The organism is Bacteroides clarus (assembly GCF_015555825.1).
GTDB classification, from domain to species: domain Bacteria; phylum Bacteroidota; class Bacteroidia; order Bacteroidales; family Bacteroidaceae; genus Bacteroides; species Bacteroides clarus.
In genome coordinates, this window is the sequence record NZ_JADNLF010000024.1 from 1 (window position 1) to 5,261 (window position 5,261).

General features: G+C 48.8%; 2 tRNA genes and 3 rRNA genes. All 5 read left to right on the plus strand.

The features are described from left to right. Positions 1 to 249: 249 nt before the first annotated feature. The 5 genes from I2F54_RS16065 (at position 250) to rrf (ending at position 5,257) form a co-directional block, all read left to right on the plus strand. Positions 250 to 1,776, plus strand: a 16S ribosomal RNA gene (locus tag I2F54_RS16065). 133 nt (positions 1,777 to 1,909) lie between these two features. Further along, positions 1,910 to 1,983 (plus strand) — tRNA-Ile (locus I2F54_RS16070). Positions 1,984 to 2,020: 37 nt separating this feature from the next. Continuing rightward, positions 2,021 to 2,094: transfer RNA gene (locus I2F54_RS16075), tRNA-Ala, on the plus strand. 111 nt (positions 2,095 to 2,205) lie between these two features. Next, positions 2,206 to 5,084: ribosomal RNA gene (locus I2F54_RS16080) — 23S ribosomal RNA — on the plus strand. A gap of 62 nt (positions 5,085 to 5,146) precedes the next feature. After that, a 5S ribosomal RNA gene (gene rrf, locus I2F54_RS16085) occupies positions 5,147 to 5,257 on the plus strand. Together the 16S, 23S and 5S rRNA genes with 2 tRNA genes alongside form the textbook arrangement of a ribosomal RNA operon. Positions 5,258 to 5,261: the final 4 nt, after the last annotated feature.

Sequence of the window (5,261 nt, forward strand, 5' to 3'; positions counted from 1 at the left end):
CTTAAAAGTTTTTACCTTTGCATCCGCTTTTGAAAAGGAGCATTCTTCAAAAAGAAGCGATCTTTGAACAGATTTACATAAACAATACAAGTAGTACAAGAGCAAGTCTTTTCTTGGCAACAAGAGAGACTTGGGTAAAATAAAAAGAACCGTCAATACTTATTAAGATAGGTAATTGAGACTTTTTAAATTCGAGCGTCCTGAACAGAGCAACAACCATCCCCTTATGGGATGATTAACAATACTTTTACAATGAAGAGTTTGATCCTGGCTCAGGATGAACGCTAGCTACAGGCTTAACACATGCAAGTCGAGGGGCAGCGGGGTTGAAGCTTGCTTCAACCGCCGGCGACCGGCGCACGGGTGAGTAACACGTATCCAACCTGCCGATAACTCCGGGATAGCCTTTCGAAAGAAAGATTAATACCGGATGGCATAGTTTTCCCGCATGGAATAACTATTAAAGAATTTCGGTTATCGATGGGGATGCGTTCCATTAGGCAGTTGGCGGGGTAACGGCCCACCAAACCGACGATGGATAGGGGTTCTGAGAGGAAGGTCCCCCACATTGGAACTGAGACACGGTCCAAACTCCTACGGGAGGCAGCAGTGAGGAATATTGGTCAATGGACGAGAGTCTGAACCAGCCAAGTAGCGTGAAGGATGACTGCCCTATGGGTTGTAAACTTCTTTTATACGGGAATAAAGTTAGCCACGTGTGGTTTTTTGCATGTACCGTATGAATAAGGATCGGCTAACTCCGTGCCAGCAGCCGCGGTAATACGGAGGATCCGAGCGTTATCCGGATTTATTGGGTTTAAAGGGAGCGTAGGCGGGGTATTAAGTCAGTTGTGAAAGTTTGCGGCTCAACCGTAAAATTGCAGTTGATACTGGTATCCTTGAGTGCAGCAGAGGTGGGCGGAATTCGTGGTGTAGCGGTGAAATGCTTAGATATCACGAAGAACTCCGATTGCGAAGGCAGCTCACTGGAGTGTAACTGACGCTGATGCTCGAAAGTGTGGGTATCAAACAGGATTAGATACCCTGGTAGTCCACACAGTAAACGATGAATACTCGCTGTTGGCGATACAATGTCAGCGGCCAAGCGAAAGCATTAAGTATTCCACCTGGGGAGTACGCCGGCAACGGTGAAACTCAAAGGAATTGACGGGGGCCCGCACAAGCGGAGGAACATGTGGTTTAATTCGATGATACGCGAGGAACCTTACCCGGGCTTGAATTGCAACTGACTGAGCTGGAAACAGTTCTTTCTTCGGACAGTTGTGAAGGTGCTGCATGGTTGTCGTCAGCTCGTGCCGTGAGGTGTCGGCTTAAGTGCCATAACGAGCGCAACCCTTATCTATAGTTACCATCAGGTCATGCTGGGGACTCTATGGAGACTGCCGTCGTAAGATGTGAGGAAGGTGGGGATGACGTCAAATCAGCACGGCCCTTACGTCCGGGGCTACACACGTGTTACAATGGGGGGTACAGAAGGCAGCTACACGGCGACGTGATGCTAATCCCCAAAACCTCTCTCAGTTCGGATTGGAGTCTGCAACCCGACTCCATGAAGCTGGATTCGCTAGTAATCGCGCATCAGCCACGGCGCGGTGAATACGTTCCCGGGCCTTGTACACACCGCCCGTCAAGCCATGAAAGCCGGGGGTACCTGAAGTACGTAACCGCAAGGAGCGTCCTAGGGTAAAACTGGTGATTGGGGCTAAGTCGTAACAAGGTAGCCGTACCGGAAGGTGCGGCTGGAACACCTCCTTTCTGGAGCGACGCTTAACATAAAAAGTCAGGTTCTTTCGAGATTACTTCCATAAGAACCTCTTGTGCTGCGAAGATTGTTTATCAATATAAAGAGAAAGTAGAAGCCGAGCCTTAGGGCGAGGGTTTGACTGACAGTCCTATAGCTCAGTTGGTTAGAGCGCTACACTGATAATGTAGAGGTCGGCAGTTCAACTCTGCCTGGGACTACTTCCGGAATTACGGGATGATAATCCTAAGTTCTGAAGGGGGATTAGCTCAGCTGGCTAGAGCACCTGCTTTGCACGCAGGGGGTCAACGGTTCGAATCCGTTATTCTCCACACTTCCGGATGAGTTTACACTCATCACCGGAAAACGATCTTTGACATGATGTAACGAAAAAAGTAAAGTTAAAGCTGAAAGTATATATCGACCATACGTTGTCGGTAAGACTAAAAGTAAGCAAGGGCGCATGGCGGATGCCTTGGCTCTCGGAGGCGATGAAGGACGTGATAAGCTGCGATAAGCTTCGGGTAGGTGCAAATAACCTTTGATCCGGAGATTTCCGAATGGGACAACCCGATTAGTTGAAGACTGATCATTCCGCATAGCGGAAGGCTAACGCAGGGAACTGAAACATCTTAGTACCTGTAGGAAAAGAAAATAAATAATGATTCCCCTAGTAGTGGCGAGCGAACGGGGAATAGCCCAAACCATTTATGTTACGGCATAACTGGGGTTGTAGGACCACGTTGTGGCATGAAAGTTGGTGAGCAGAATGTTCTGGAAAGTACAGCCATAGAGCATGATAGCTGCGTATGCGAAGCCAACCTAAGCCTAGTGGTATCCTGAGTAGCGCGGAGCACGAGGAATTCTGCGTGAATCTGCCGGGACCATCCGGTAAGGCTAAATACTCCCGAGAGACCGATAGTGAACCAGTACTGTGAAGGAAAGGTGAAAAGCACTTCGAACAGAAGAGTGAAATAGTTCCTGAAACCATGCGCCTACAAGCGGTCGGAGCCCTTTAGGGTGACGGCGTGCCTTTTGCATAATGAACCTACGAGTTACTTTTTCCGGCAAGGTTAAGAATCTCAGATTTGCAGCCGAAGCGAAAGCGAGTCTTAATAGGGCGTATAGTCGGAAGGAGTAGACGCGAAACCAAGTGATCTACCCTTGAGCAGGTTGAAGGATGGGTAACACCATCTGGAGGACCGAACCAATAAGCGTTGAAAAGCTTCTGGATGACTTGAGGGTGGGGGTGAAAGGCTAATCAAACTTGGAGATAGCTCGTACTCCCCGAAATGCATTTAGGTGCAGCCTTGACTTATACTGACATGAGGTAGAGCGACTGATAAGATGCGAGGGCTTCACCGCCTATCAAGTCTTGACAAACTCCGAATGCGTGTCAGTTCTATGTCAGGAGTGAGGGCATGGGTGCTAAGGTCCATGTCCTAAAGGAGAACAATCCGGACCAACAGCTAAGGTCCCGAAATGAATACTAAGTTGAACTAACGAAGTCAGATTGCTAAGACAGCTAGGATGTTGGCTTGGAAGCAGCCATTCATTTAAAGAGTGCGTAACAGCTCACTAGTCGAGGAGTTTGGCGTGGATAATAATCGGGCATTAAGTATTCTACCGAAGCTTTGGGATGAGTAATCATCGGTAGGGGAGCATTCCACTCAGCGTTGAAGGTGAAGCGTGAGCTTTGCTGGAGCGTGTGGAAAAGCAAATGTAGGTATAAGTAACGATAAAGGGGGTGAGAAACCCCCTCGCCGAAAGACTAAGGTTTCCTGATCAACGCTAATCGGATCAGGGTTAGTCGGGTCCTAAGGCTCAGCCGAACGGCGAGGCCGATGGCAGAACCGGTTAATATTCCGGTACTACCTTCAGGAGTGACGTGGAGACGGAGCAGTGATAATGCCGCCGACTGACGGAATAGTCGGTTAAAGGGTGTAGATGTTGATTTCTGCAGGCAAATCCGCAGAGAGAGTCGAACCTGATAGTACGGAGCGTTCTTCGAACAATCCGATAGTGCATGTAAGCATACTCCCGAGAAAATCCGCTAAACTTAATCCTGACGGTACCCGTACCGTAAACGGACACACGTAGTCGGGTTGAATATACTAAGGCGCTTGAGTGATTCACGGTTAAGGAACTAGGCAAACTGACCCTGTAACTTCGGGATAAAGGGTCCTCAGGGTAACTTGAGGCGCAGAGAATAGGTCCAGGCAACTGTTTAACAAAAACACAGGGCTGTGCAAAATAGAAATATGAAGTATACAGCCTGACACCTGCCCGGTGCTGGAAGGTTAAGAGGAGATGTCATCGCAAGAGAAGCATTGAATTGAAGCCCCAGTAAACGGCGGCCGTAACTATAACGGTCCTAAGGTAGCGAAATTCCTTGTCGGGTAAGTTCCGACCTGCACGAATGGTGTAATGATCTGGACGCTGTCTCAACCGTGAGCTCAGTGAAATTGTAGTATCGGTGAAGATGCCGATTACCCGCGATGGGACGAAAAGACCCCGTGAACCTTTACTATAGCTTAACATTGAATTTGGGTAATTGATGTGTAGGATAGGCCGGAGGCTTTGAAGCAGGTACGCCAGTATTTGTGGAGCCGCTGTTGAAATACGGCCCTTTGATTATTTGAGTTCTAACTCTTGGATGAGAGGACACTGTTTGGTGGGTAGTTTGACTGGGGTGGTCGCCTCCAAAAGCGTAACGGAGGCTTCTAAAGGTGCCCTCACGACGATTGGTAACCGTCGGTAGAGTGTAATGGCATAAGGGCGCTTGACTGGGAGACTCACAAGTCGATCAGGTAGGAAACTAGAGCATAGTGATCCGGTGTTTCTGTATGGAAAGGACATCGCTCAAAGGATAAAAGGTACTCCGGGGATAACAGGCTGATCCCTCCCAAGAGCTCATATCGACGGAGGGGTTTGGCACCTCGATGTCGGCTCGTCACATCCTGGGGCTGGAGAAGGTCCCAAGGGTTGGGCTGTTCGCCCATTAAAGTGGCACGCGAGCTGGGTTCAGAACGTCGTGAGACAGTTCGGTCTCTATCTATCGTGGGCGTATGAAATTTGCGTGGCTCTGACACTAGTACGAGAGGACCGTGTTGGACTGACCTCTGGTTTACCGGTTGTGCCGCCAGGTGCATTGCCGGGTATCTAAGTCGGGATTGGATAAGTGCTGAAAGCATCTAAGTACGAAGCCAGCCACAAGATTAGATTTCTCAGGGTCGTCAAAGACGATGACGTTGATAGGATGCAGGTGTAAAGGCAGCGATGTCATAGCCGAGCATTACTAATTGCCCGTTCACTTTTAGTCCTGCCGTGTATGGGGGATATATACGTTCAGTTTATTTACTTTTTACATCATGTCTGCCTTATTCAGGTGACTATAGCACTGAGGTTCCACCTCTTCCCATTCCGAACAGAGAAGTTAAGCTCAGTCACGCCGATGGTACTGCGTAACAGTGGGAGAGTAGGTAGTCGCCGTTTTTTT